At 63.0% G+C, this 20,627-nt stretch carries 18 protein-coding genes; 10 read left to right on the top strand and 8 right to left on the bottom strand.

Annotation, left to right across the window (positions count from 1 at the left end):
- Positions 1–71: 71 nt before the first annotated feature.
- Complete coding sequence (locus B0G73_RS01235; RefSeq protein ID WP_106277139.1) at positions 72–1,316, bottom strand: FAD-binding oxidoreductase; 1,245 nt, start codon at positions 1,314–1,316, stop codon at positions 72–74.
- Positions 1,317–1,591: 275 nt separating this feature from the next.
- Here B0G73_RS01235 and B0G73_RS01240 point away from each other — a divergent pair, with 275 nt between their 5' ends.
- From B0G73_RS01240 to B0G73_RS01255, 4 genes are read left to right on the top strand one after another with little or no spacing between them, the layout of a single operon-like run.
- A complete protein-coding gene (locus B0G73_RS01240; RefSeq protein WP_106277141.1) occupies positions 1,592–2,371 on the top strand; it encodes a DUF3348 domain-containing protein in 780 nt (259 codons plus the stop codon).
- 10 nt (positions 2,372–2,381) lie between these two features.
- Positions 2,382–5,000 carry a DUF802 domain-containing protein gene (locus B0G73_RS01245; protein ID WP_106277143.1) on the top strand — a complete coding sequence of 873 codons (2,619 nt, stop codon included), beginning with the start codon at positions 2,382–2,384 and terminating at the stop codon, positions 4,998–5,000.
- Positions 4,997–5,644 (top strand): OmpA family protein, encoded by a 648-nt coding sequence (locus B0G73_RS01250; protein ID WP_106277145.1) that lies wholly within the window; start codon positions 4,997–4,999, stop codon positions 5,642–5,644. Before B0G73_RS01245 ends, B0G73_RS01250 begins: the two co-directional genes overlap by 4 nt.
- The gene (locus tag B0G73_RS01255; protein WP_106277147.1) at positions 5,637–6,290 is read left to right on the top strand and encodes a DUF2894 domain-containing protein; all 654 of its coding nucleotides are present in this window, start codon (positions 5,637–5,639) and stop codon (positions 6,288–6,290) included. The genes B0G73_RS01250 and B0G73_RS01255 overlap by 8 nt, the downstream gene beginning before the upstream one ends.
- Positions 6,291–6,343: 53 nt before the next feature.
- Here B0G73_RS01255 and B0G73_RS01260 read toward each other — a convergent pair whose 3' ends face one another.
- Together B0G73_RS01260 and B0G73_RS01265 are read right to left on the bottom strand one after the other, a co-directional pair.
- The gene (locus B0G73_RS01260; protein ID WP_106277149.1) at positions 6,344–6,637 is read right to left on the bottom strand and encodes a zf-TFIIB domain-containing protein; all 294 of its coding nucleotides are present in this window, start codon (positions 6,635–6,637) and stop codon (positions 6,344–6,346) included.
- A 91-nt stretch (positions 6,638–6,728) separates the two neighbouring features.
- Positions 6,729–7,481 (bottom strand): TerC family protein, encoded by a 753-nt coding sequence (locus B0G73_RS01265; RefSeq protein WP_106277150.1) that lies wholly within the window; start codon positions 7,479–7,481, stop codon positions 6,729–6,731.
- Between the two features lie 121 nt (positions 7,482–7,602).
- Between B0G73_RS01265 and B0G73_RS01270 the strand changes: the two genes are divergently transcribed.
- Positions 7,603–8,481: a LysR family transcriptional regulator gene (locus B0G73_RS01270; protein ID WP_106277152.1), complete on the top strand. Its 879-nt coding sequence runs from the start codon at positions 7,603–7,605 to the stop codon at positions 8,479–8,481.
- Here B0G73_RS01270 and B0G73_RS01275 read toward each other — a convergent pair.
- The 3 genes from B0G73_RS01275 to B0G73_RS01285 all read right to left on the bottom strand — a co-directional run bounded on the left by B0G73_RS01275 (position 8,457) and on the right by B0G73_RS01285 (position 10,057).
- Entirely contained in the window at positions 8,457–8,918 is a 462-nt protein-coding gene (locus B0G73_RS01275) for a hypothetical protein (RefSeq protein WP_106277154.1), read from the bottom strand. The two genes, B0G73_RS01270 and B0G73_RS01275, sit on opposite strands and share 25 nt — an antisense overlap.
- A 208-nt stretch (positions 8,919–9,126) precedes the next feature.
- The gene (locus B0G73_RS01280; protein WP_106277155.1) at positions 9,127–9,321 is read right to left on the bottom strand and encodes a hypothetical protein; all 195 of its coding nucleotides are present in this window, start codon (positions 9,319–9,321) and stop codon (positions 9,127–9,129) included.
- 415 nt (positions 9,322–9,736) lie between these two features.
- A complete protein-coding gene (locus B0G73_RS01285; RefSeq protein ID WP_106277157.1) occupies positions 9,737–10,057 on the bottom strand; it encodes a DUF4148 domain-containing protein in 321 nt (106 codons plus the stop codon).
- A 188-nt stretch (positions 10,058–10,245) separates the two neighbouring features.
- Here B0G73_RS01285 and B0G73_RS01290 point away from each other — a divergent pair, with 188 nt between their 5' ends.
- Complete coding sequence (locus tag B0G73_RS01290; RefSeq protein WP_106277688.1) at positions 10,246–10,443, top strand: hypothetical protein; 198 nt, start codon at positions 10,246–10,248, stop codon at positions 10,441–10,443.
- 98 nt (positions 10,444–10,541) lie between these two features.
- Positions 10,542–11,321, top strand: coding sequence for a hypothetical protein (locus B0G73_RS01295; protein WP_106277690.1), 780 nt, complete (start codon positions 10,542–10,544; stop codon positions 11,319–11,321).
- 165 nt (positions 11,322–11,486) lie between these two features.
- Here the strand turns inward: B0G73_RS01295 and B0G73_RS01300 are convergent, their stop codons facing one another.
- Together B0G73_RS01300 and B0G73_RS01305 are read right to left on the bottom strand one after the other, a co-directional pair.
- The gene (locus B0G73_RS01300) at positions 11,487–12,983 is read right to left on the bottom strand and encodes a HAMP domain-containing sensor histidine kinase (protein WP_106277158.1); all 1,497 of its coding nucleotides are present in this window, start codon (positions 12,981–12,983) and stop codon (positions 11,487–11,489) included.
- A complete protein-coding gene (locus B0G73_RS01305) occupies positions 12,980–13,717 on the bottom strand; it encodes a response regulator transcription factor (protein ID WP_106277160.1) in 738 nt (245 codons plus the stop codon). Before B0G73_RS01305 ends, B0G73_RS01300 begins: the two co-directional genes overlap by 4 nt.
- A gap of 266 nt (positions 13,718–13,983) precedes the next feature.
- On the opposite strand from B0G73_RS01305, the gene B0G73_RS01310 reads away from it, so the two are divergent.
- The 3 genes from B0G73_RS01310 to B0G73_RS01320 all read left to right on the top strand — a co-directional run bounded on the left by B0G73_RS01310 (position 13,984) and on the right by B0G73_RS01320 (position 20,387).
- Positions 13,984–15,858: a cytochrome c biogenesis protein DipZ gene (locus B0G73_RS01310; protein ID WP_106277161.1), complete on the top strand. Its 1,875-nt coding sequence runs from the start codon at positions 13,984–13,986 to the stop codon at positions 15,856–15,858.
- A 55-nt stretch (positions 15,859–15,913) separates the two neighbouring features.
- Positions 15,914–16,654, top strand: a complete 741-nt coding sequence (gene msrA / locus B0G73_RS01315) for a peptide-methionine (S)-S-oxide reductase MsrA (RefSeq protein WP_106277163.1) — start codon at positions 15,914–15,916, stop codon at positions 16,652–16,654.
- A gap of 1,438 nt (positions 16,655–18,092) precedes the next feature.
- On the top strand, positions 18,093–20,387 hold the full coding sequence (locus B0G73_RS01320) for a hypothetical protein (RefSeq protein ID WP_106277165.1): 2,295 nt from the start codon (positions 18,093–18,095) through the stop codon (positions 20,385–20,387).
- The last annotated feature ends 240 nt before the right edge of the window (positions 20,388–20,627 follow it).

A 20,627-nucleotide genomic window follows, 5' to 3' on the forward strand; every position in this document is an offset into this window, starting at 1 on the left:
TCGTTGTCGAGGTAAAGCAACGCCGCGGAGCTTGTTTGTCCGCGGCGTTTTTTTTATTGCGGCCCGTAGCGCTAACCGTGCCGTGCGAATCGCTCGACACTGAACGGCCGGGGGTCCACGAGCGTTGCTTCGCCCGTCATCATTTCAGCGAGCAGACGGCCGGTTATCGGACCCAGCGTCAACCCGTGATGCGCGTGGCCGAACGCGAACCACAAGCCCGGATGTTTTTTCGCGGGCCCGATGATGGGCAGCATGTCCGCTGTACAAGGACGCCGGCCCATCCAGGGTTCGTCGTCGAGACGCTTGCCCAGGGGGAACAGCGTGCGGGCAACCGGCTCGACCGCAGCGAGTTGCGTCGGCGTTTTGGGCGCTTCGAGATCCGCGATTTCCGCGCCCGTCGTCAGGCGAATACCGCGTGCCATGGGCGCCAGCAGGTAGCCGCCTTCCGCGTCGAGCACCGGATGATTCAGGCGGGCCGTGCCCTGGGGCGCGTAGTGCATGTGATAGCCGCGTTTGACGGCGAGGGGCAAGCGGTAACCCAGGCGCGTGCTCGCGCGCTCCGACCACGGCCCCAACGCCACGACCGCGGATGAAGCGGAGATCGTTCCCGCTTCCGTGTCGACCTGCCAGCCATCGCGCAGCGTATCCGCATCGCCGATAAAAAAGCGTCCGCCGAGCGCTTCGAAATATCTGGCGTAGGCGGTGACGAGCGCGTTCGGGTCGCTCACAGAATCGGAATCCGGATAGCGCAGGCCGCCCAGCAAGGTCCTGTCGAGATCGGGTTCGAGCTGTTGCAGGCGGGCGGCGTCGAGCGCTTCGAACTCGACTTCATATTCGCGATGCCACCGTTCGGCGAGCCGGGTTTCCGCGTCATGAGCCGCTGCGGTGCGGAACACTTTCATCCAGCCGATCGGGCGTAAAAGCGCGCTCGCGCCGGCCTCGGCGGCGAGCGCGCGGTGCTCGCTCACGCAATGCTCGATCAGCGTCGCGTACGACTTCGCAATGGCGGCGTGCCGCGTTGGATGAGAGTTGCGCCAGTACTGCCAGAGAAATGGCGCGGTCTTGAGGATCGCGTCGGCATGGTAACGAACGTCGGGCGACTGGTTGCGCGCATAGCGCAGCAACGTGCCGAGCCCGCGAGGAAACGCGTAGGGATAAACGCCTTCGCGCTGGATCAACCCGGCGTTGCCGAACGAGGTCTCGTTGCCGGGCAGCTTGCGATCGACCAGCGCGACCTGGCGGCCGCGTTTCTGCAAATGCGCGGCAATGCACACGCCGACAATGCCCGCTCCGAGCACAACGGTATCGAATTTCATTCTGCTTATAGGCCTCGCTTAAAGTCGCTTAGTTCGAAGAGTGCCGCGATCCGGTGGACAAACGTTCGGGTCGCGCGGCGCCGTCCACAGGCGCGTTGAGGCGGGCGTTCATCTTACATGGAGTCGTTCGTCTTATCCGACCTGAGCCGGCGGGTTCGACGCTCGACCACTCCGCCGCTCAAGTAAAATGCGCCTCGCGCACGGCCTGCGAATCGACTTGCAGCCGCTCAGGCGTCGACAGCGTGTAAACTGGCGACTTTTTTGCCTCCGGTGGTATGTCGCAACCCCCCCAGCGCACCGCCCTCAGCGGCCCGGCGCTCATTCGCTTACTGGCACGCCTCGCGGATGTCGATGTTCCCGAATCCAGGCAATCGCTCTCGGACCGCCTCAGCCAATGGCTCGGCTGGACCGACGCCATTGCGCTGTCCTCGGTACTGAACGGCAACCCGCCCGCCGTTGCCGCCGGCGCGCGCGGCTTCGGCGGCGCGGAGGAGTCGGAGTACGTCCGCGCGCGCAGTTCGCTGGCGAAGACCATCACGGGCGATAGCGTGTTCGCGGCCGACAGGCGGCGCGGGCCCGCACGCGCGTCCGCGCATGCGTCCTCGCAGAGTGTGCCCGCCGAGCCGGCGGCCGATTACGCGGTGTTCCGTCAACGCTATCTCTCCATCCAGCAGTCGATGGAAATGGCGATCGGCAATCTGCGCGGCCGCCTGCGGGGCATGCTGGCCACCAGAACACCCGCCATGGCGCGGCTCGCCGTGGTGGACGCGGTAATGGAGCGCGCACTGAGCGAGCGTGAGCGCAATCTGCTGGCCGCCATACCCGCGCTGCTGGCCGGGCACTTCGAGCGCTTGCGCGCGGCCGAGCAGGTGACGCTGGCCGCCGCCCAGGTGTCGGACGAAGCCGCCGGCGACGCAGCCAGCAACGCAGCGGCGGTCACCGCCGGCGCATGGCTGAATGTGTTCCGCAAGGACATGCAAACCGTGTTGCTTGCCGAACTGGATATTCGTTTACAACCGGTCGAAGGGTTGCTCGCCGCCCTTCGCGCCAGCTAACTGGGACACTATGTCCAGATATCGTTTTGATCTCGTTGTGTTTTTGGCTGGTCTGGCCGCTGTGTGCTGGATCGCCGCCGGCTACCTCGGTTCGAACCCGCTGGCGCTCGCCGTCACCTTATTGATCGGCGTGTGCTATCTGGCGGGTTCGCTCGAATTGCACCGCTACAACCAGGCGACCGCCACGCTCACGCAGGCGGTTGCCGGGCTATCCGGACCGCCGCCGAGTCTCGGCGCATGGCTCGAGCCCTTGCATCCGAGCTTGCGCCACGCGGCGCGCCTGCGCGTCGAGGGCGAGCGGGTGGCCTTGCCGGGTCCGGCGCTCACGCCTTACCTGGTCGGCTTGCTGGTGCTGCTGGGCATGCTGGGCACGTTGCTCGGCATGGTGGTGACCTTGCGCGGCACCGGCATGGCGCTGGAAAGCGCGACCGACCTGCAGGCGATCCGCGCTTCGCTTGCCGCGCCGGTCAAGGGTTTGGGCTTTGCGTTCGGCACCTCGATTGCGGGCGTGGCGACTTCCGCGATGCTGGGGCTGCTGTCCGCGCTGTGCCGGCGCGAGCGCCTGCAGGCCGCGCAGATGCTCGACGTGAAGATCGCGACGACCCTGCGCATCTACTCGCAGAGTCATCAGCGCGAAGAGGCCTTCAGGCTCCTGCAGCGTCAGTCCGAGGTGATGCCCACGCTGGTCGACCGTCTGCAGACGATGATGTCGGCCATCGAGCAACACAGCCTCGCCTTGAACGAGCGGCAGATCGCCAGCCAGGAGGCGTTCCACGGCAGGGCCGAGGCCGCTTATACGCGCCTCGCGAGTTCGGTCGAGCAGTCGTTGAAGGAGAGCGTGGCGGACAGCACGCGCGCCGCCGGCGCGGCGCTGCAGCCGGTCATGCAAGCCACGATGGCCGGCCTCGCGCGCGAGACGAGCGCGTTGCACGACACCGTTACGCACGCCATGCAGCGGCAACTGGACGGGCTGTCGAGCGGCTTCGAGACGACCACCACGACCGTCGCGGATATCTGGAACAAAGCATTGGCGGGACATCAGCGTTCGAGCGAGGAACTGGCGCAGCATCTGCGCGCCTCGCTGGATCGCTTCACCGACACTTTCGAACAACGCTCGGCCGGTCTGCTGGATGGCGTTTCCGCGCAGCTGGAAAACACGGCGGGCAACGTTTCGAAGGCCTGGAACGAGGCGTTGGCGCGTCAGGAGAGCGTCGGCGAAAAGCTCGCGGCGAACAACCAGCAGGCATTGGCGGCGGCTGCCGCGACTTTCGAGCAGCACGCGGCGTCTCTGTTGCGTGGCGTGGGTCAGTCGCACGCGGACTTGCAGACCGAACTGGCTTTGAAGGATGAACAACGGCTCGCCGCGTGGACTGAGACACTCGGCGCGATGGCGGCGACGTTGAGCAAGGCGTGGGAGCAGTCGGGCGCGCAAACCGCGAGTCGTCAGCAGGAAATCTGCGAGGCGCTGGCGCAAACCGCGCGCGATATCTCGGCACAGACGCAAGCGCACGCCAGCAACACGATCGCGGAGATCGACAGGCTCGTCGAGGCCGCGGCCGAAGCGCCGAAAGCAGCGGCGAACCTGCAGGCCGAACTGGCTTCGCGCGACCAGCAGCGTCTGGCCGCCTGGACCGAGACGCTCGGCGCGATGGCCGCCACGTTGAGCAAGGAATGGGCGCAGTCCGGCGCGCAGACCGCGAGTCGTCAGCAGGAAATCTGCGAGGCGCTGGCGCAAACCGCACGCGATATTTCGGCCCAAACGCAGGCGCACGCCAGCAATACGATCGCCGAAATCGACCGGCTCGTGCAGGCCGCGGCGGAAGCGCCGAAGGCCGCGGCAAATCTGCAAGCCGAACTGGCCTCGCGAGACCAGCAGCGTCTGGCCGCCTGGACCGAAGCGCTCGCTGCGATGGCCAGGACCTTGAGCGCGGAATGGGAACAGGCGGGCGAGCGCACCGCGAGCCGTCAGCAGGAAATTTGCGAGACGCTGGCGCAAACCGCGCGCGACATCTCCGCCCAAACGCAGGCCCACGCCAGCGAGACGATCGCTGAGATCGGCCAACTCGTGCAAGCGGCTTCGGAAGCGCCCAGGGCCGCGGCGGAAGTCGTCGCCGAATTGCGTCAGAAGCTGTCCGACAGCATGGTCCGCGATACCGCGATGCTGCAGGAGCGCAGCCGCTTGCTGGAAACGCTGGAAACCCTGCTCGACGCCGTCAATCACGCATCCACCGAGCAGCGCACGGCCGTCGACGCGCTCGTCGCGACATCGGCGGATTTGCTGGAGCGCGTGGGCACGCGCTTCACCGACAAGATCGAACTCGAAACCGGCAAGCTGGGTTTGGTGGCCGCGCAAGTCACCGGCAGCGCCGTCGAAGTGGCGAGCCTCGGCGACGCGTTCGGCACCGCCGTGCAAGTGTTCGGCGAGTCGAACGACAAGCTGGTGACGCACCTGCAGCGTATCGAAACCGCGCTCGACAAATCCCTTGCGCGCAGCGACGAACAACTCGCGTACTACGTGGCGCAGGCGCGGGAAGTCATCGATCTGAGCGTGATGTCGCAGAAGCAGATCGTCGAAGACCTGCAGCAGCTTGCCGCCCGGCGTGCGTCAGCAGGAGCTGAAGCGGCATGAGCGAGGACATCGACGGCGGCGTGGAGCAGGTCGCGCCGATCTGGCCGGTTTTCGGCGACCTGATGTCGGTGCTGCTGGGCGCCTTCGTGCTGATCCTCGTGGGCGTGATCGGCGTGCAACTGGAGCTGTCGAGCAAGCTGGAGCAGGAAGTCAAGCAGCGTCAACTGGAAACGCAGCGCCGCAAGACGCTCGAGCAGGCGCTCGCGGGTCCGCTCGCGGCTGGGCGCGTGACGCTGGTGAACGGGCGCATCGGGATCAGCGGCAATGTGCTGTTCGCGCTGAACTCCGATCAGTTGCAGCCGCAAGGCCGGGATTTGCTGAAGAGTCTGGCCGGGCCGCTATCCGCGTATCTCGGCGCCAACGACGAAATCCTGATGGTGAGCGGCTTTACCGACGACCAGCGCTTGCGCGAAGGCAACCGCCGTTTCGCGGACAACTGGGAATTGTCGGCGCAGCGCGCGTTGACGGTGACGCGCGCGCTGATCGACGCCGGCGTGCCCGCGTCGTCGCTGTTTGCGGCGGCGTTCGGTTCCGGACAACCGGTGAGTTCGAATACGGACGAGCAGGGCCGCGCCAAAAACCGTCGCGTGGAAATTGCGCCGGTGCCGCGGCCGTCGACCTCGGCGGTAAAGCCTCGTGAGTAAAGCGGGCGATAACGATCCGGCAAGCGGCGCCCGTGCGACGCTGGACGCGTGGCGCGAACGCGGCGCCGATCGGCTCGATCCTGTCCGCTTCCATTTCATCGACGCGCTCGAACGGCGCGCGGCCGGTCACAGCGGCCAAGCCCGGCGGATTCTGGACGAAAGGCTGTCCGGTCTGCTGGATGCCTACGCCGGGCACATCGAACGCGCCGCCGCATCTTCGGCTGATGACACTGCTGTGCAAGCCGCCAACGAGCCCGCGCATGCGACGCTGAAGAGCCTCGTCGACTACATCGCGAGTCAGGATCATGTGCCCGCGGCGAGTGGTTTGCCGCGCGCCGCTTCTTATCCGGAGATGCCCGCGCTCGATTACTTCAGGGACGTCTGGTCGAAGGTCCGCACGGAAAAGCAACTGCGGCAGTCGCTGGAAAAGGTGCCGGGCAACGCCGGCCCGCTCAACTCGAGCAGCCTCGTGCATCGGGCGCTCTCGCTCATGAGCGAAGTGTCGCCGGGCTACCTCAAGCAGTTTCTGTCCTACGTCGATGCCTTGTCGTGGATGGAGCAGATAACCGGCGGCGCCGCGGCCGCCGGTAAGGATGCGCCTCGCACCGGCAACGCCGGCAAGAGCGCTCGCGGCAAAGCACGTTAGTGCGACAAGTGCCGGAACGTGCCCGGCGCGTTTTCCCTCACGGCTGACGGCGCTCAGTCGAAATCGAACACGTCGAAAAGGGAGCGCTTTTTCTTCTGCGTCCGATAACCCGATCGATGATCGTCGTAACCGCGGTGGCTGTCGTACGAACGATCCCGCTCCCGGTGGCCGTCGTGGCTTCCGCGCGGCGCGGGCGGCGGGTCGGTTTGGGCCGCGTCCTGCGCGATCAGCTTGTCGAGCTCGCCTCGATCGAGCCACACGCCCCGGCAGTCGGGACAGTAGTCGACTTCGATCGAGCGGCGCTCGGTCATCAGCAGGTCGGTGGTCTTGCAAACAGGGCATTTCATAGCGTTGCTCCTCAAGAGTAGAAAGACATCGCATGCTGGACCGGGCGAATGCACACTCCCGATCCGGGAAAAACCGTCACGCGCTTTTCGCTTATTGCCCGCTACTGAGCACGCGCTTCGATTTCGCGCGGCGCACCAGCATGTTCATCGCTTCGACGAACGCGGAGAACGCCATCGCCACGTAGATGTAAGCCTTCGGCACATGCGAACCGAAACCTTCCGCAATCAGCGTCATACCGATCACGAGCAGAAAGCTGAGCGCGAGCGTGACGATGGTCGGATTGCGATCGATAAAGCGTGACAGCGGGCGTGCTGCGAACAGCATGGCGAGGACCGCGCTGATCACCGCGATGAACATGATCGGCATGTGTTCGGTCATGCCCACGGCCGTGATGATGCTGTCGACCGAAAACACCATATCGAGCACCAGGATCTGGCCGATCGCGGCCGCCACGGTCAACTGGACGGTGCTGCCCGCTTTGTCGCGCTGCTCCTCGGCATGCGTCACGTGGTGGTGAATCTCGCGCGTCGCCTTCCAGACGAGGAACAGGCCGCCGCCGAGCAGGATCAGATCGCGCCACGAAAACGCGTGACTGAATAGCGTGATGGCCGGCGCGGTCAATTGCGCGATCCACGCGACCGTGCCGAGCAGGCCGAGCCGCATCACGAGCGCGAGCATGATGCCGATGCGCTGCGTGCGCGCGCGTTGCGCTTCCGGCAGCTTGTTGCTGAGGATCGAGATGAAGATCAGGTTGTCGATGCCGAGCACGATTTCCATCACGACCAGCGTGAGGAGCGCGGCCCATGCGGCGGGGTCGGCAGCAAGTGTGAGCAGAGTGTCCATGGTGTCCGTAAGCGGATGAATGCGAGTGACGTTGGATTAGCGATCATGATCGCTATCTTCTGGCTTCGGATAAACAAGTGATACTCTGAGCGACATATCGTTTTTTTCGAAGTGTCACGCCATGCTCAATTACCGGCATCTGTATTACTTCTGGATAGTAGTGAAAGAGGGCGGCTTCGCGCGTGCGGCCGAACGTCTCGATATGGCGGTGCAGACCATCAGCGCGCAGGTGCGGGAGCTGGAGAAGTCGATCGGGCGCCAATTGCTGAAACCGGCGGGACGGGGTGTCACGATGACCGAAGCCGGCGAGACGGCGTTCAATCGCGCGGAGCAGATTTTTCAGCTTGGCGAGGCGCTCCTCGACGAGATGCGCGAGGCCGGTGGAGAAGGTATGGCCCGGCTCGCCGTCGGTCTTTCCGATGGCATTTCGAAGCTCGCGGCGCATGCGCTGCTGGCGCCGGTGCTCGACACACCGTCGCTCAGGCTTCTATGTCACGAGGGTGAGCACGCGGAGCTGATGTCCGAACTCGCGCTGCATCGGCTCGATCTGGTGCTCGCTTGCCAGCCGGCGCCGCACAATGCCGACCTGCGCGTGCTGAGCCAGCGCCTGGCTGGTTCGCCGGTCGATTGGTATGGCCCGACTGAGATCGTCCGCAAATCCGCGCGCGCGGGCTTTCCGCAGTGTCTCGCGGAGGTGCCCGTGCTTCTGCCGACCCGGCACGCCGCCTTGCGCGCGCGGCTCGACCGCTGGTTCGACGCGCAGGGCATCCGGCCGCGCATCGTCGGCGAATTCGAGGACAGCGCGCTCATGGCGGTGTTCGCAGCACGCGGTCTCGGCGTGTTTCCACTCGCGGAACTTGGCGCGGAAGATCTGACGCTGCTGCGGGGCCTGCGCTGGCTCGGCCGCGCCGATGGCGTGATCGAGGAGATTCACGCCATCCGTTCGCGTCGCGGGCAACATCACGGGCTCGCTTCTCAGGTGGTGGCCGGCGCGCGCTGATAACCGCGCATGACGCGCGACGGCAGTCCGTGACGGTTGACGGCCGGCGTCAGGTCCGGTCCCCACGCGTTCAACATGGCGGCGAGCAGGGCGATTTCGCCGTCCGCCAGATAGTCGTCCGCGACCGCCACGGCGACACACAGGCGAATGACCTTGCGGCGCAACGTGGGATCGTCGATCTCGTCGATCAAGGTCGTGAGCATGGTCGGATCGAGACGGCCCACCGGCGGCGCGAACGACAGATGCGCGACCGAGTGGTCTTCGCACAGCGTCTGCACGATCTGTTCGAATTGCGAGGGCGCGAGACCGAGTTCGCCGGCGATATTCAATCTCTGCAGCACACGCTCTTCCGAACTGCACACGTGGCCGTCCGCAGTGAGGGCCAGCGCGACGATGCGTGCTGCGGCTTGCGGGCTGTTACGCGGGTAGGTGCGCATGGTTCTTTCCTTGCCTGGACGATGTCCGTAGTGAAGATGAAGTCCAGTGTGCGGTAGGTTCGGGATCGGATAAACCTGCTAAATGCGAAGCGAAGGTTCGGAAAAGACGAAGATTGGGGGGAAGCCGTTCGAGCGTTGGCCGGCCGGTCACCGGTGAAGCGCCCGACTTCGAGGCGCCTCATCGGAGAACCAGGCGAACTTTGTCGATTTAGAGCGGATGAAGCTTGCCATTGAGGTCCATCGACCACTTCGAGCCATCGCCGAACGTGAGCACGCCATTCATGGCGTCGATATGGGTCGGCTTGCCAACAGGTTCTTTATCTTTTCCGCCAACGACGCGTGCCATGTCGGCGGAGCTCATTTCTTCGTTGCGATGCAGTTCGCGGATCTTCAGGTCTTTCATGACGTTCTCCTTTGAGAAAATTACCTGGGGGTGCGAGCACTCTTGTGTGTGCTCGCACACTCACACTGCACATGATGTGCCATGCGTGCTTGAAGAACTTCAGCGTGCTGATAACAAAGGAGTTGCAGGCTTGATGAGGTTGCGGCGAAGCTGAGGGTGGTGCGGTAAAACCAACAGTCGGCCAGCCTGCTGTCTGGTGAACGACAACAGCTCTACACTGGCCAGGTTCCATTTCAAACGATCATGGCTCCACGGATTTTGCCGAGGGGCGTCGAAGCTTTCGCATCCAGCCGCTAGACGTGGATGCTCTCGCACGTTGAGTTAAACGCGGCAAAAAAAGGAGCGTCGATCCGACAAGGACCGACGCTCAAAAGCAGAACCCGCTGTCCACAGGTTCACACACAACGGGCCGCCATCAATGCATGGGCATGTCTTGCATGACTGGCTGGTTGTTGTTTAGCGCGCTCTGCTGGGCTGCGTGCATGGCGGCTACTTTTCTTTCCGCTTCCTGAATGTCGGCGGGATAGTCGCTTTCGTCTCCGCGAGACGGATCGTATCCGGCGGCTTCCAGCTCCTCGAGTTCATGGCGCACTTCGGCGCGCGTGAGCGGATGCGCGCCGGGCGTGGCCGACGTTTGCGCGTAGGTGCCGCTTGCCGTTGCCAGAAGGGCGGCGCTTGCAACGAGTGCGCCGGCTGCCGCGCGGACCATGAGACGGTTCAGAGAGATCAGTTTCATGTCAATACTCCTCGATATGCGAGCGCAATCTTCGAACTCGACGTGAGTCGGCGTCAACACGCTCTGAACGGTTAAACCAGGAGAGTGGATGTCTTATTCCCGGCAGTGCGTTGAAAAAAAAGCGCGGGAATAATCACGTCGGATTCGGCGTCTTGCAGTGCGTGAAGACACGAATTGGGGTGAGCAAAATGAACATCATCGATATGGCTCGCGAATCGGGAATGGCCGTGATCCTCGACGCCCGGATCGGCCGCGAGGAGTACCACAGCGTATGCGGTTCGCTGTCGGCGCTGGAGAAATTTGCCGACGCTATCCGCCAGACGCCGGTGAATCACAGAACGGGTAGCGAACGGCGGAAACGGCCTCTCACGCGAGGCCTGAAATGAATCGAACGCGTATTGCGTCCTGGAAGCCGCTGTATTCAGCCGACATGCTGCGGGCCACCGGGCGCGCGCCGATTGCGCCTTTTCGGCGGCCGCTGGGTATGGTTGCCCGCGTGGTGAGGGAACCGGCTGTTCATACTCTGCTGCGCCGCTGTCAGCTCGTGTCCGGCGTGGTGCTGCTGGTCTATCTCTCCCTGCATCTGATCAATCACGCGCTCGGCATCTGGTCACTGGACCTTGCGGGTCGCGGTCTTGCACTGGCTTTGCGGGTGTGGCGCAGTGTGCCGGGAACGGTGCTTCTGTATGGCGCGTCGCTATTGCATTTTTCATTGGCGCTGCGAACGATCTACGGACGCCGTCACTGGAAAATGCCGCTCACTGAATGGGTCCGGCTTTGGGCGGGACTGAGTCTGCCGCTGCTGCTGATCCGTCATGTGGTATCTACCCGGCTTGCCTCGTCGCTGTACGGATTCGAGCCGAACTACGAGCGCATTGTGATATCGCTCATCACCAGCGGCACGCAAGGTTTGCAGCTTGCACTGCTTGCGCCCGGCTGGGTGCATGGTTGTCTGGGACTGTGGCTGCGTACGCGTCATCGTGCCGGGGTGCGGCGCGCGAAACCTTATCTGATGGGGCTGCTTGTTGGATTGCCCATGCTGTCCGCCGCGGGTTTTGTTCGAATGAAGCAGGCAGTCCTCGCACTCTGCATCGGGCCATTGCGGACCGACCCCAAGCTGGTCGCGCATCAACTTTCACTCGATGCATGGCGCCACAACATTCTGATGCTGTATCTATCGTTGTTGATCGGCGCCTTCGTCGCGGGTCAGATACGCAACTGGCGGGAACGCCGGCAGCTTCGGAAGGCGACGATGACCATCTGATCCCACCGTTCTGATACCCGGTCCCTTCGACGACGCCACGCACTCTGCAAAGTATTCCGCTGTGGCGCCGAACTCGTGGACTCTTTCCGCACTCAATCTACATGGCGGCCAAGCTGGGCGATGCCACCGATTGCATCAGCTCTCAGCGGAGTCAGGCGCCGTCCGTCACATCAGAACACCGGCGGCACTCGACCGGTTGACGGCCGTCGGTAACTCGAAGTAGAAGGTCGTGCCCGTTCCCACCGTGTCGAGCAAACGTATCTGGCTCTGGTTCAGTTGCAGCATGCGCTGGACGATCAGCAGCCCCAGTCCGCCGCCCCGATGCGCGCCACCTGAGCTGAACGGGCGTTCGAACAGACCTTCACGCTGTTCGGGCGGAATGCCCGGACCGGTGTCGGTGATCGTCACCGACACCTTGCCGTCCTTATGCGCGAGATCCACTTCAATCGATCCTTCAGTGGGCGTGTGGCGAATGGCATTGTCGAGCAGATTCGTCAGCACGCGCTCGATCATGCCGAGATCGGCGCTGACATTTGGCAGGCGCGACGGAATATTCGCGCGCAACTGAATGTGTCGCGCCTCGGCCGGCAATTCGAATTTCTGAAACACGTCCTGCACCAGATCGACCAGCGAGAACTGTTCGAGCGCCGGCTGCACGTTGCCGTGTTCGAGTCTGGCCAGTTCAAACAGAGCTTGCGCGAGCCGGCCCACCTTGACGCTTTGCGCGAGCGCGATGGCCAGATAGCGTTTGCGCTCCGTTTCGCCGAGCGTGTCGGACTTCAGCGACAGCGTCTCGAGATAGCCGTGCAGCGAGGTCAACGGCGTGCGCAGGTCGTGCGAAATATTGGCGATCAGTTCGCGACGCTGCTGGTCCTGTCGCGTCAGCGCTCGCCATTGTTCTCCGATGCGGTTCGCCATCTGCGCGAACGTCGCTTCAAGCACGGCGATTTCGTCGCGCCGACCGGCCGGTGACGAGCGCGGCACACTCGGCTGGGTGTCGGGCTCGCCCTCGGCGTCGAAGCGGCGCATCGCGTCGGTGAGGCGCCGCAGCGGCCGCGTGATCAGGCCGAATGCGGTCAGGCCGGCCAGCAATCCCAGCAGCGCGACCAGCGCCATCGACCACAAGGTAGTGCGCAGCACGGAACTGGCCGCCACGCGCGCGGCGAGCGCGTCGTGTTCCTCGCCGAGCAGGACCACGTAGATATAGCCGGACGGCGCCTGTCCGCTCAATTGCAGTGGCGCTGCGCTGAACACCTTTTTACCGTCGATGCTGCGCGGATCGTCGCCGAGAATCGGCAGCGCGTCTCCCGCGATGAATTGCCGGATCGGCGCAAGATTCACCTGTTCGCGCTTGACGTGCCCCGCGGGCGCGTCGTCCCCTTTAATGTGCCCTTGATTGTCGAGCAGGTACACCTCGACACTCGGATTCACCCTCATCAACTGGCCGAATAGCTGCCGGACCGCGTCGGGGCGCAAGCCATTGGCGTCCATCAACGAGTTGCCATGAGCGATATGGTCGGCGAGATTGCGCGACAGGCTCTGGATGACTTCTTTCTCGTGCAGATCGCTGGAACGGATCTGCAGGAACGCCGACGCGCCGCAGCATGCCAGCAGCAGCACCGAGAAAACGAGCGAGAGCCGCTGGGTCAGCGTCAGATTCACGATGGGTCCTTCGGTGCGCCGGCCGGCTCGCCGGGCACAGCGAGCTTGTAGCCGCGTCCCCAGACGGTCAGGATGCGCTCGGGTTGAGCCGGATCGGCCTCGATCTTCGCGCGCAGCCGGTTGATATGAGTGTTGACGGTGTGCTCGTAGCCTTCGTGCTGATAGCCCCACACCGCATTGAGCAGGTCCATGCGCGAGAACACTTTGCCGGGATGCTGCGCGAAGTAATAGAGCAGGTCGAATTCGCGCGGCGTGAGTTCGATCGGCCTGCCGTCGACGGCGGCCTCGCGTGTCAACGGATCGATCGACAACCCCGCGATGCGCAGATTGCCGGCTTCGAGTTTCGAGTCTTTCGCCAGCGCGTCGACGCGGCGCAGCAGCGCTTTCACGCGCGCCACCAGTTCGAGCACCGAGAACGGTTTGGCGAGATAGTCGTCCGCGCCGAGTTCGAGGCCGAGAATCCGGTGCACTTCGCTCGACCGCGCGCTGGTGATGATGATCGGCGTATAGCGCGTCATTGCGCGGGCACGCCGGCAGATTTCCAGTCCGTCGACGCCGGGCAGCATCAGATCGAGAATCAGCGCGTCCCAGCCGCCTTGTTCCAGCAGGCGCAGCCCTTCATTGCCGTCGGCGCTGTGCACGACTTCATAGCGCTCGTCGCGCAGATGCAGGCTCAGCACGTTAGCGATGTCGACGTCGTCTTCCACGATCAGGATGCGCTTCGGATTGTCCATGGTGGGCTTGAGCCGCGGTTCAGGGAATGGTTGAGGAGGAAGGCCGGGCGCGGCCGCCGGGAAAAGCGGCCATGGCGCCATTGTGCAAAATTTCCGGGCAGCGAGTTATCACATTTAATTTAACTTTTCGTGAGGACTTCGATACCGGCGGCGCTCTAGGATGTGGGCACTTTCTGCGGTATCAGGTTCTGAATGAACTGTACGCCGGCTGCCGCCCGAGCCAGCGTGCCCACTTTAACCGACCTACACGAACGTTCGGAACTGACATGTTACTCATCGTTCTCGCCTATCTCGGCGGCGCCCTCACGATTCTCAGCCCATGCATCCTGCCGGTGCTGCCGTTTGTTTTCGCGCGCGCCGACCAGCCTTTCGCGCGCAGCGGCTTGCCCTTGCTGGCGGGCATGGCGCTGACCTTTGCCCTCGTCGCGACGCTTGCCGCGGTGGGCGGCGGCTGGGTCACGCAGGCTAACCAGTACGGCCGCTGGGTGGCTATCGCACTGCTGGCGATTTTCGGGCTGACGCTGCTGTTCCCGCGCTTTGCCGATCATCTGATGCGGCCGCTCGTCAGCGCCGGCAATCGCCTGTCGAACTTCGCGCAGGCTGACGGTCAGCAGGTCCGCGCGGGTTCATCGTTTCTGCTCGGCATTGCCACCGGTCTGTTGTGGGCGCCGTGCGCCGGTCCGATTCTCGGTCTCGTGCTGACGGGCGCGGCATTGCGCGGTGCAAGCGTCGGCACGACGCTGCTGCTGGTGGCCTACGCGGCCGGCGCGGCGACTTCGCTGGCGGTGGCGCTGCTGATCGGCGGCAAGGTGTTCACGGCGATGAAGCGTTCGCTGGGCGCGGGCGAATGGATCCGCCGCGGCATCGGCGCATTGATGTTGTGCGGCGTGGCGGCGATCGCGCTCGGTTTCGACACCGGCGTGCTTGCTCGCGTCTCGACGGTTGCGACTGGCGGCCTCGAACAGAAACTCGTCGATAAGCTGTCGCCGAACGCGGCGCCGGGCAAAGCGCCGGTCGCCGGCAATCCGGCCGATGCGTCCGGCGGCGCGATGGCGAGCGCCAACCTCGCGCCGCAATCGGCCGCTAATGCCGATTCGGATTCCACCGTTGCCAACGCGGCGCAGGGCGGTGCGATGATGCGCACCGCCGCCGAGGCGGCGCCGCTGCCGGTCGAAGGCGTGCTGCCTCAGTTGGACGGCGCGGTCCAATGGTTGAATTCGCCGCCGCTCACCACGCAGGATTTGCGCGGCAAAGTCGTGCTGGTCGACTTCTGGACATACTCGTGCATCAATTGCTTGCGTTCGCTGCCGTACGTCAAGGCGTGGGCGCAGAAGTACAAGGATCAGGGGCTTGTCGTGATCGGCGTGCATGCGCCGGAGTTCGCCTTCGAACGCAATATCGACAACGTGAAGAAAGCCACGCACGACCTCGGCGTTGACTATCCCGTTGCGATCGACAACAACTACGCAATCTGGCGCGCGCTGAATAACCAGTACTGGCCCGCCCACTATTTCGTCGATGCGAAAGGGCAGATCCGCTATCACCACTTCGGCGAAGGAGATTACGCGGAATCTGAAAAGGTGATCCAGCAACTGCTGACCGAAGCGGGCCACGCGAATGCGTCGAAGGTCGCGATCGGTATTGCAAACAGCGGGGCGCAGGGCGTGCAGGCCGCGGCGGACAACGCCGATATGCAATCGCCGGAAACCTACGTCGGTTATGAGCGCGCGGAGAACTTCGCGTCGCCGGGCGGGGAGGTGGCGGACAAGACGCACGTGTATGCAGCGCCGTCGCAACCCGGCGTCGACGACTGGGGCCTTGCCGGGTCATGGAACGTGGGCGCCGAGCACGCCACGCTCGTGGCACCGGCGGGACGCATCGTGTATCGCTTTCATGCACGCGACCTGCATCTGGTGCTCGGTCCGGGCAAGGACGGCAAACCGGTGCGGTTTCGCGTGAGCGTCGACGGCGCCGCGCCCGGCGCGTCGCACGGCACCGACATCGCCGCCGATGGCAGCGGCACCGTGACCGGACAGCGTCTCTATCAACTGGTGCGGCAAACGGGCGAAGTCGGGGATCACACGTTCTCGATCGAGTTTCTGGACCCGGGCGTGCAGGCATTTGCTTTCACGTTCGGCTAAGCCGAAGCCGACGCAAGTGGCTCGACTCAACTCTTACTGACCTCAAGGACTGACCATGCGTACGATATCCACCAGCACAGCGTCGCTGCGGAAGCGTTTCTCCGTCACGCGAATCTTGGGCCTCGTCGTCGTTGCTCTGGGCGCCGCGGCCGCGCAGCACGTCGCGCATTCCGCTGAAGCCGCCACGAAGATTCCCGCGCCCGTACAGGACGAAAAAGCCGCCGCGACGCATAGCGAAACAGCGGTGTTCGCCGGCGGCTGCTTCTGGGGCGTGCAAGGCGTGTTCGAACATGTGCGCGGCGTGAAGCAAGTCGCCTCGGGTTACACCGGCGGGGCGGCATCCACGGCGGAATACGAAACTGTCAGCGAAGGCGATACGGGACACGCGGAGTCGGTGCAGATCACCTACGATCCGACGCAGATTACGTATGGCCGCTTGCTGCAGATATTCTTCTCGGTCGCGCACAATCCTACCGAGTTGGACTATCAGGGCCCCGACCACGGCACGCAATATCGTTCGGCGATTTTTCCGGTAAATGCGGCGCAGCGCGGCATCGCGCAGTCGTATATCGCGCAGCTCGATAACGCCCATGTGTTTCCGGCCAAAGTCGTGACGCGCGTCGAAGACTTCAAGGGCTTTTATCCGGCGGAAAGTTATCACCAGAACTTCCTCGCATTGCATCCCGACTATCCGTACATTGCGATCAACGATCTGCCGAAAGTAACCGATCTGAAGCGGATGTTCCCGGATCTGTATCGCAACGATCCGGTGTTGTTCGCGACGGCGTCTCGGTAGGGCGTGGGCTGATGCGCGGCCGGGGCCTTAGCCGTGGCGGCATGCGGTGCATTGGTGGGAAGTAGCGGTCGAGCCGACATGCGCACGGCCGGATGCTTCCATCCTGATGTAGCGGTCTGCTGCGCGATACGCTTGAGCGCGGGGAGTTGGGTAATGCTTGCTTGCGCATCGCTTGCCGACGGCGCTTAGTCGCGCAGACGCTGCGTTGATCTTTCCTGGCAGCGGCGAAATCGACTCTCTACGGCACGCCGAGGTAGTTCGTGATGCGAAGTAACCACTAACCGAAGACGCCTCGAACTTTGCGTTCCGGTTGTTCCTCGCGGGCTGATTTTCCGATAAGAGGATGCGGCACCAATTCTACATTGCATTCAGATTATCGGTTTATGGTCGGCTAATCGTCCACGCAGGTGCGCGGATATTTGTATTACGATTATAAAAATTTGCACAACCATACACCCGCCTCCAGAAAGCGCCGTTAACCTCCTGACAAATCAAACAATTGCGTTTTACTCGCTGCGGCGAGGCAGAGCTTTTCCATTCCTGTTCTTTTGGAAAAGCTTCAGGCGCTTCCGATTGCATTCCTTTGCAATTGTCACTTATCACCCTCGAACCGGACACGTTACGCGAATGAAACGTTTATAATTCGTCTGCCCAAAGGTTCTGTAACTAATACCGGGAAGATGGGTCGAGCGTCAACGCGTCTGTAACAGTTACAGATGGGCTGCTGCGCTGCGGCAAGTGCTGTTGTGGGCCAAGCGGCCTGGCGGATCATGGGTTTTTTGTGGCACACCTGATTCGCGATGCAAGGGCGCACCTCGACCACTGTCGAACCGGCGGGTTCACGCCAATAATTTGCGGTCAACGGTGAACGAAAAAAATGATATTAATTTTTCGTCATCCTGAATTTTTTTAGCCGCGCATATTGGTGTGAAATTTGTTGATCAAACTGAGGTGCGCTGATCCGTCAGTGTGAGCCTCGCCAGATGTTCGCGTCGCGTCAGCGGCATGCATTGATCCTTGTCACGTTTGCCCGGTCATGCGATCGGCGGGATTCTCCATGCCGGCGTCGACTGTATCTTTCACGCAATCGGTGCACGTTGCGCTCGAAAACCGCTGTTGAAGATATCGATGTGGTCATTGTTGCGATTGTCGAATGATCGTCGTGCAATGTAATAGTAAGGATGACGTAATAAATAGAATGTTCGCCCGACGCTGGGAAAACATTTCGATTCGGCCGCTGTTCGGTGACGTCGGAATGCGAGCGGAAGGCAGCGCGTCCGTCAGCGGATAGCGGCACATCAAAGCTTCATCAGCAACGAACGCGGTCAGCGCGTTCTCAGATTCACCTCTCTCTGGACTCAATAACGTCAAGGCGGGACGACTGATCGATCTTGCTGGCTTCTCGGGGGCAACCTGCTTTTAGCGAAACATACGGACAATGACGAGATACTTGAAACTATTGGGTGTTGCATCAGCAACAGTGTTGGCATCGTTTGCCGCGGAAAGCGCGCAGGCCCAGGCAAGCACCATCACGGTCTCCGGGCAGCAATACAAGTTGTGCGCGCAGGAGAACGGCAAGTGCTCGTTCCTTGGCACGGGCTCGGTGGTGTTTGGCGCGGTCCCGCCCACGTCGCCGTCGGTGATGTTGAGCGCGCCGCGTACGTTCAGCAACGGCGTCGGCTGTTATGTCGGCGCCGTTTCGCAGTCGGACCCCGCGTACGGCTATGGCAAGTCATGCTGGGTTAAAGCGGTTGCGGCAACGCCGACTCCGGCTCCTACCCCGACTCCCACGCCGACGCCGACTCCCACGCCGACGCCGACACCGACTCCCACGCCGACGCCGACTCCCACGCCGACGCCGACACCGACTCCCACGCCGACGCCGGCTCCCACACCAACTCCGACACCCACGCCGACTCCAACTCCGAGCCCAACGCCGTCCCCCACGCCGGGCAACTCGGCCATGTCGTGCAGCACGCCGACGCAAACGGCCGGTGGAACCGCGAACGGCGTGATCAGCGCCGACACGCCGACCACCGACGGCCTGCGCGTGTTCCAGAACAACGCTTCCTTCAAGCTGACGATCACCACGAACGCGCCGAGCGCGGATACCGTCGTCTGGTCCGTCGCGGATTCCAATGGCGCGATCAAGACGCAAGGCAGTTTTGCGGTCAAGGCCGGCGTACAAACCAGCACCATTCCGTGTACGTCGACGTGGTCAGGCTATGGCGCGCTCACCGCCACTCTGCGTTCGAACGGCGGCACGTTGCCGAGAAGCGGCACGCGCCCGGTCGGCATCGCCACGTTTGGTGTGTTGCCGAACCTCAGTTCGGTATTGGGCACGGTGACATACGCTCACCAGGATCAGCACCGCTTCGGTATGCAGGGTTTCAACGGCAACATCGCCGCGCTGCACGCGCTGGGTATCTCGTGGACGATCGACGATCGTCAGGTTTCAGCCATGGAACCCAACGGCCCCAACACGTACACGCCCAACGTGAATGACCTCGACCCGTTCTACAAGACCAATCCTGACCAGATGCGTATCGTGCGTCTGGATGGACTGCCGGCGTGGGACTCGAAGACCGGCCAGTTCAACGACAGCTATTACGCGCCGTCGAATATGCCTGAATTCAAGACCTTCATGAGCAAGGTCGGCACCGATACGAGTCTGATCCGCGCTGCCAACTACCCGAATCAGCAAAAGAACTACTATCAGGTAACGTGGGAGCCGAGCCTCGGCTGGGCGGATAGCGACGCGAACTTCGTCGCCATGTACAAGGCTGCCTACGAGGGCATTCACTCGACCGATCCGAATGCGGTCGTGATGGGCACCGGCAATCCGTTCGCTTCCAATTGCGATACCTGTACGACGGGCTATCTGCAGAAATTCGGCGCGCTCGGTCTGTGGAATTACATCGATGCGGTCGCAACGCACGGCTACTGGAATGCGGGCACGTACCCGGCTCATCCGCCCGAACTGCAGGATTCCGATCCGAGCACGGCGAACCAGGCCAACGCGCTCGACAACCAGATGGCGCAGCTGCGTTCGGTTATGCAGGCCGGCAAGCCGAACATGAAGCTCTTCTTCACGGAAGCCGGCGTGAGCTACGACCCGGGCCTCAACTACGGTCCGAATGTGCCGTCGCAGAACCAGTTGTTCGCGCATGCGGCAGTCGGCGTGCGAGCACACATCATCGTGCTTGGCGGCGGTGCGCAGGTGACGACGCTGTTCTACGGTCCGGACTATCCGGGCGAAGTGGGATATGGCTCGTTCTTCGACCTGAACAACGCACAAGGCGCGTTCGGTGCGACCAACCTTTCGCCGAAGCCAGAAGCGATGGCCTTCGCAACGATGACGCGCGTTCTCGACGGCACGAATACGCTGGGCCGCATCAAGGGCGCGCCTGCCGGAGTCTTCGCCTATGGGTTTCAGCAACTGGGCAACGGCAAGGTCGTGACCGCCGCGTGGACGCACAACAATGCGCAGTGGCCGGCAAGCAACGGCACGTATAGCCAGAGCTATTCGACGAGCTATTCGCTCCAGGTCGACAACGCCGGCACGTCGGGCAATGTGACGAAGATCGACGGTTACGGCAATGTCAGCACGGTGGCCTACACCAACGGTCAGGTCGCGCTGACGCTCACCGAAGTGCCGCAGTACATCGTGTCGAACAACGCCACGGTTGCCAAGGCCAATGCGACTGTTCCGCTCGGTTACACGGGGCAGTGACTGGCTCAATGAGCAGCTAGATAAGCGCGTCAACAAGCAGACTGATAAGCGCTGAAAAAAGGATCGACGCGCCGCCGATATCAACGGCGGCGCGTCGATTACGCATTGTTGCCACGTCGGCGACGGCGCGCAATGTAACCATTGCGCGCCGTCGTCGATCGTACGCACTAAGTCCACCCGCACTCGCGACGCCTGGACACGGAGAGCGCGGCCCGCGCCGCGCCGTTCTCTGCCGCTCGC

It is taken from the genome of Paraburkholderia sp. BL25I1N1 (genome assembly GCF_003002025.1).
Classification (GTDB): domain Bacteria; phylum Pseudomonadota; class Gammaproteobacteria; order Burkholderiales; family Burkholderiaceae; genus Paraburkholderia.

Bases quoted from the DNA above. Each gene is read 5' to 3' on its own strand.
- B0G73_RS01265 (WP_106277150.1), bottom strand. From the start codon at position 7,481: ATGGACACTCTGCTCACACTTGCTGCCGACCCCGCCGCATGGGCCGCG.
- B0G73_RS01305 (WP_106277160.1), bottom strand. From the start codon at position 13,717: ATGGACAATCCGAAGCGCATCCTGATCGTGGAAGACGACGTCGACATC.
- B0G73_RS01235 (WP_106277139.1), bottom strand. From the start codon at position 1,316: ATGAAATTCGATACCGTTGTGCTCGGAGCGGGCATTGTCGGCGTGTGC.
- B0G73_RS01295 (WP_106277690.1), top strand. From the start codon at position 10,542: ATGGTTGCCCGCGTGGTGAGGGAACCGGCTGTTCATACTCTGCTGCGC.
- B0G73_RS01260 (WP_106277149.1), bottom strand. From the start codon at position 6,637: ATGAAATGCCCTGTTTGCAAGACCACCGACCTGCTGATGACCGAGCGC.
- B0G73_RS01280 (WP_106277155.1), bottom strand. From the start codon at position 9,321: ATGAAAGACCTGAAGATCCGCGAACTGCATCGCAACGAAGAAATGAGC.
- B0G73_RS01310 (WP_106277161.1), top strand. From the start codon at position 13,984: ATGTTACTCATCGTTCTCGCCTATCTCGGCGGCGCCCTCACGATTCTC.
- B0G73_RS01290 (WP_106277688.1), top strand. From the start codon at position 10,246: ATGAACATCATCGATATGGCTCGCGAATCGGGAATGGCCGTGATCCTC.
- B0G73_RS01250 (WP_106277145.1), top strand. From the start codon at position 4,997: ATGAGCGAGGACATCGACGGCGGCGTGGAGCAGGTCGCGCCGATCTGG.
- B0G73_RS01285 (WP_106277157.1), bottom strand. From the start codon at position 10,057: ATGAAACTGATCTCTCTGAACCGTCTCATGGTCCGCGCGGCAGCCGGC.
- B0G73_RS01320 (WP_106277165.1), top strand. From the start codon at position 18,093: ATGACGAGATACTTGAAACTATTGGGTGTTGCATCAGCAACAGTGTTG.
- msrA (WP_106277163.1), top strand. From the start codon at position 15,914: ATGCGTACGATATCCACCAGCACAGCGTCGCTGCGGAAGCGTTTCTCC.
- B0G73_RS01245 (WP_106277143.1), top strand. From the start codon at position 2,382: ATGTCCAGATATCGTTTTGATCTCGTTGTGTTTTTGGCTGGTCTGGCC.
- B0G73_RS01270 (WP_106277152.1), top strand. From the start codon at position 7,603: ATGCTCAATTACCGGCATCTGTATTACTTCTGGATAGTAGTGAAAGAG.
- B0G73_RS01275 (WP_106277154.1), bottom strand. From the start codon at position 8,918: ATGCGCACCTACCCGCGTAACAGCCCGCAAGCCGCAGCACGCATCGTC.
- B0G73_RS01240 (WP_106277141.1), top strand. From the start codon at position 1,592: ATGTCGCAACCCCCCCAGCGCACCGCCCTCAGCGGCCCGGCGCTCATT.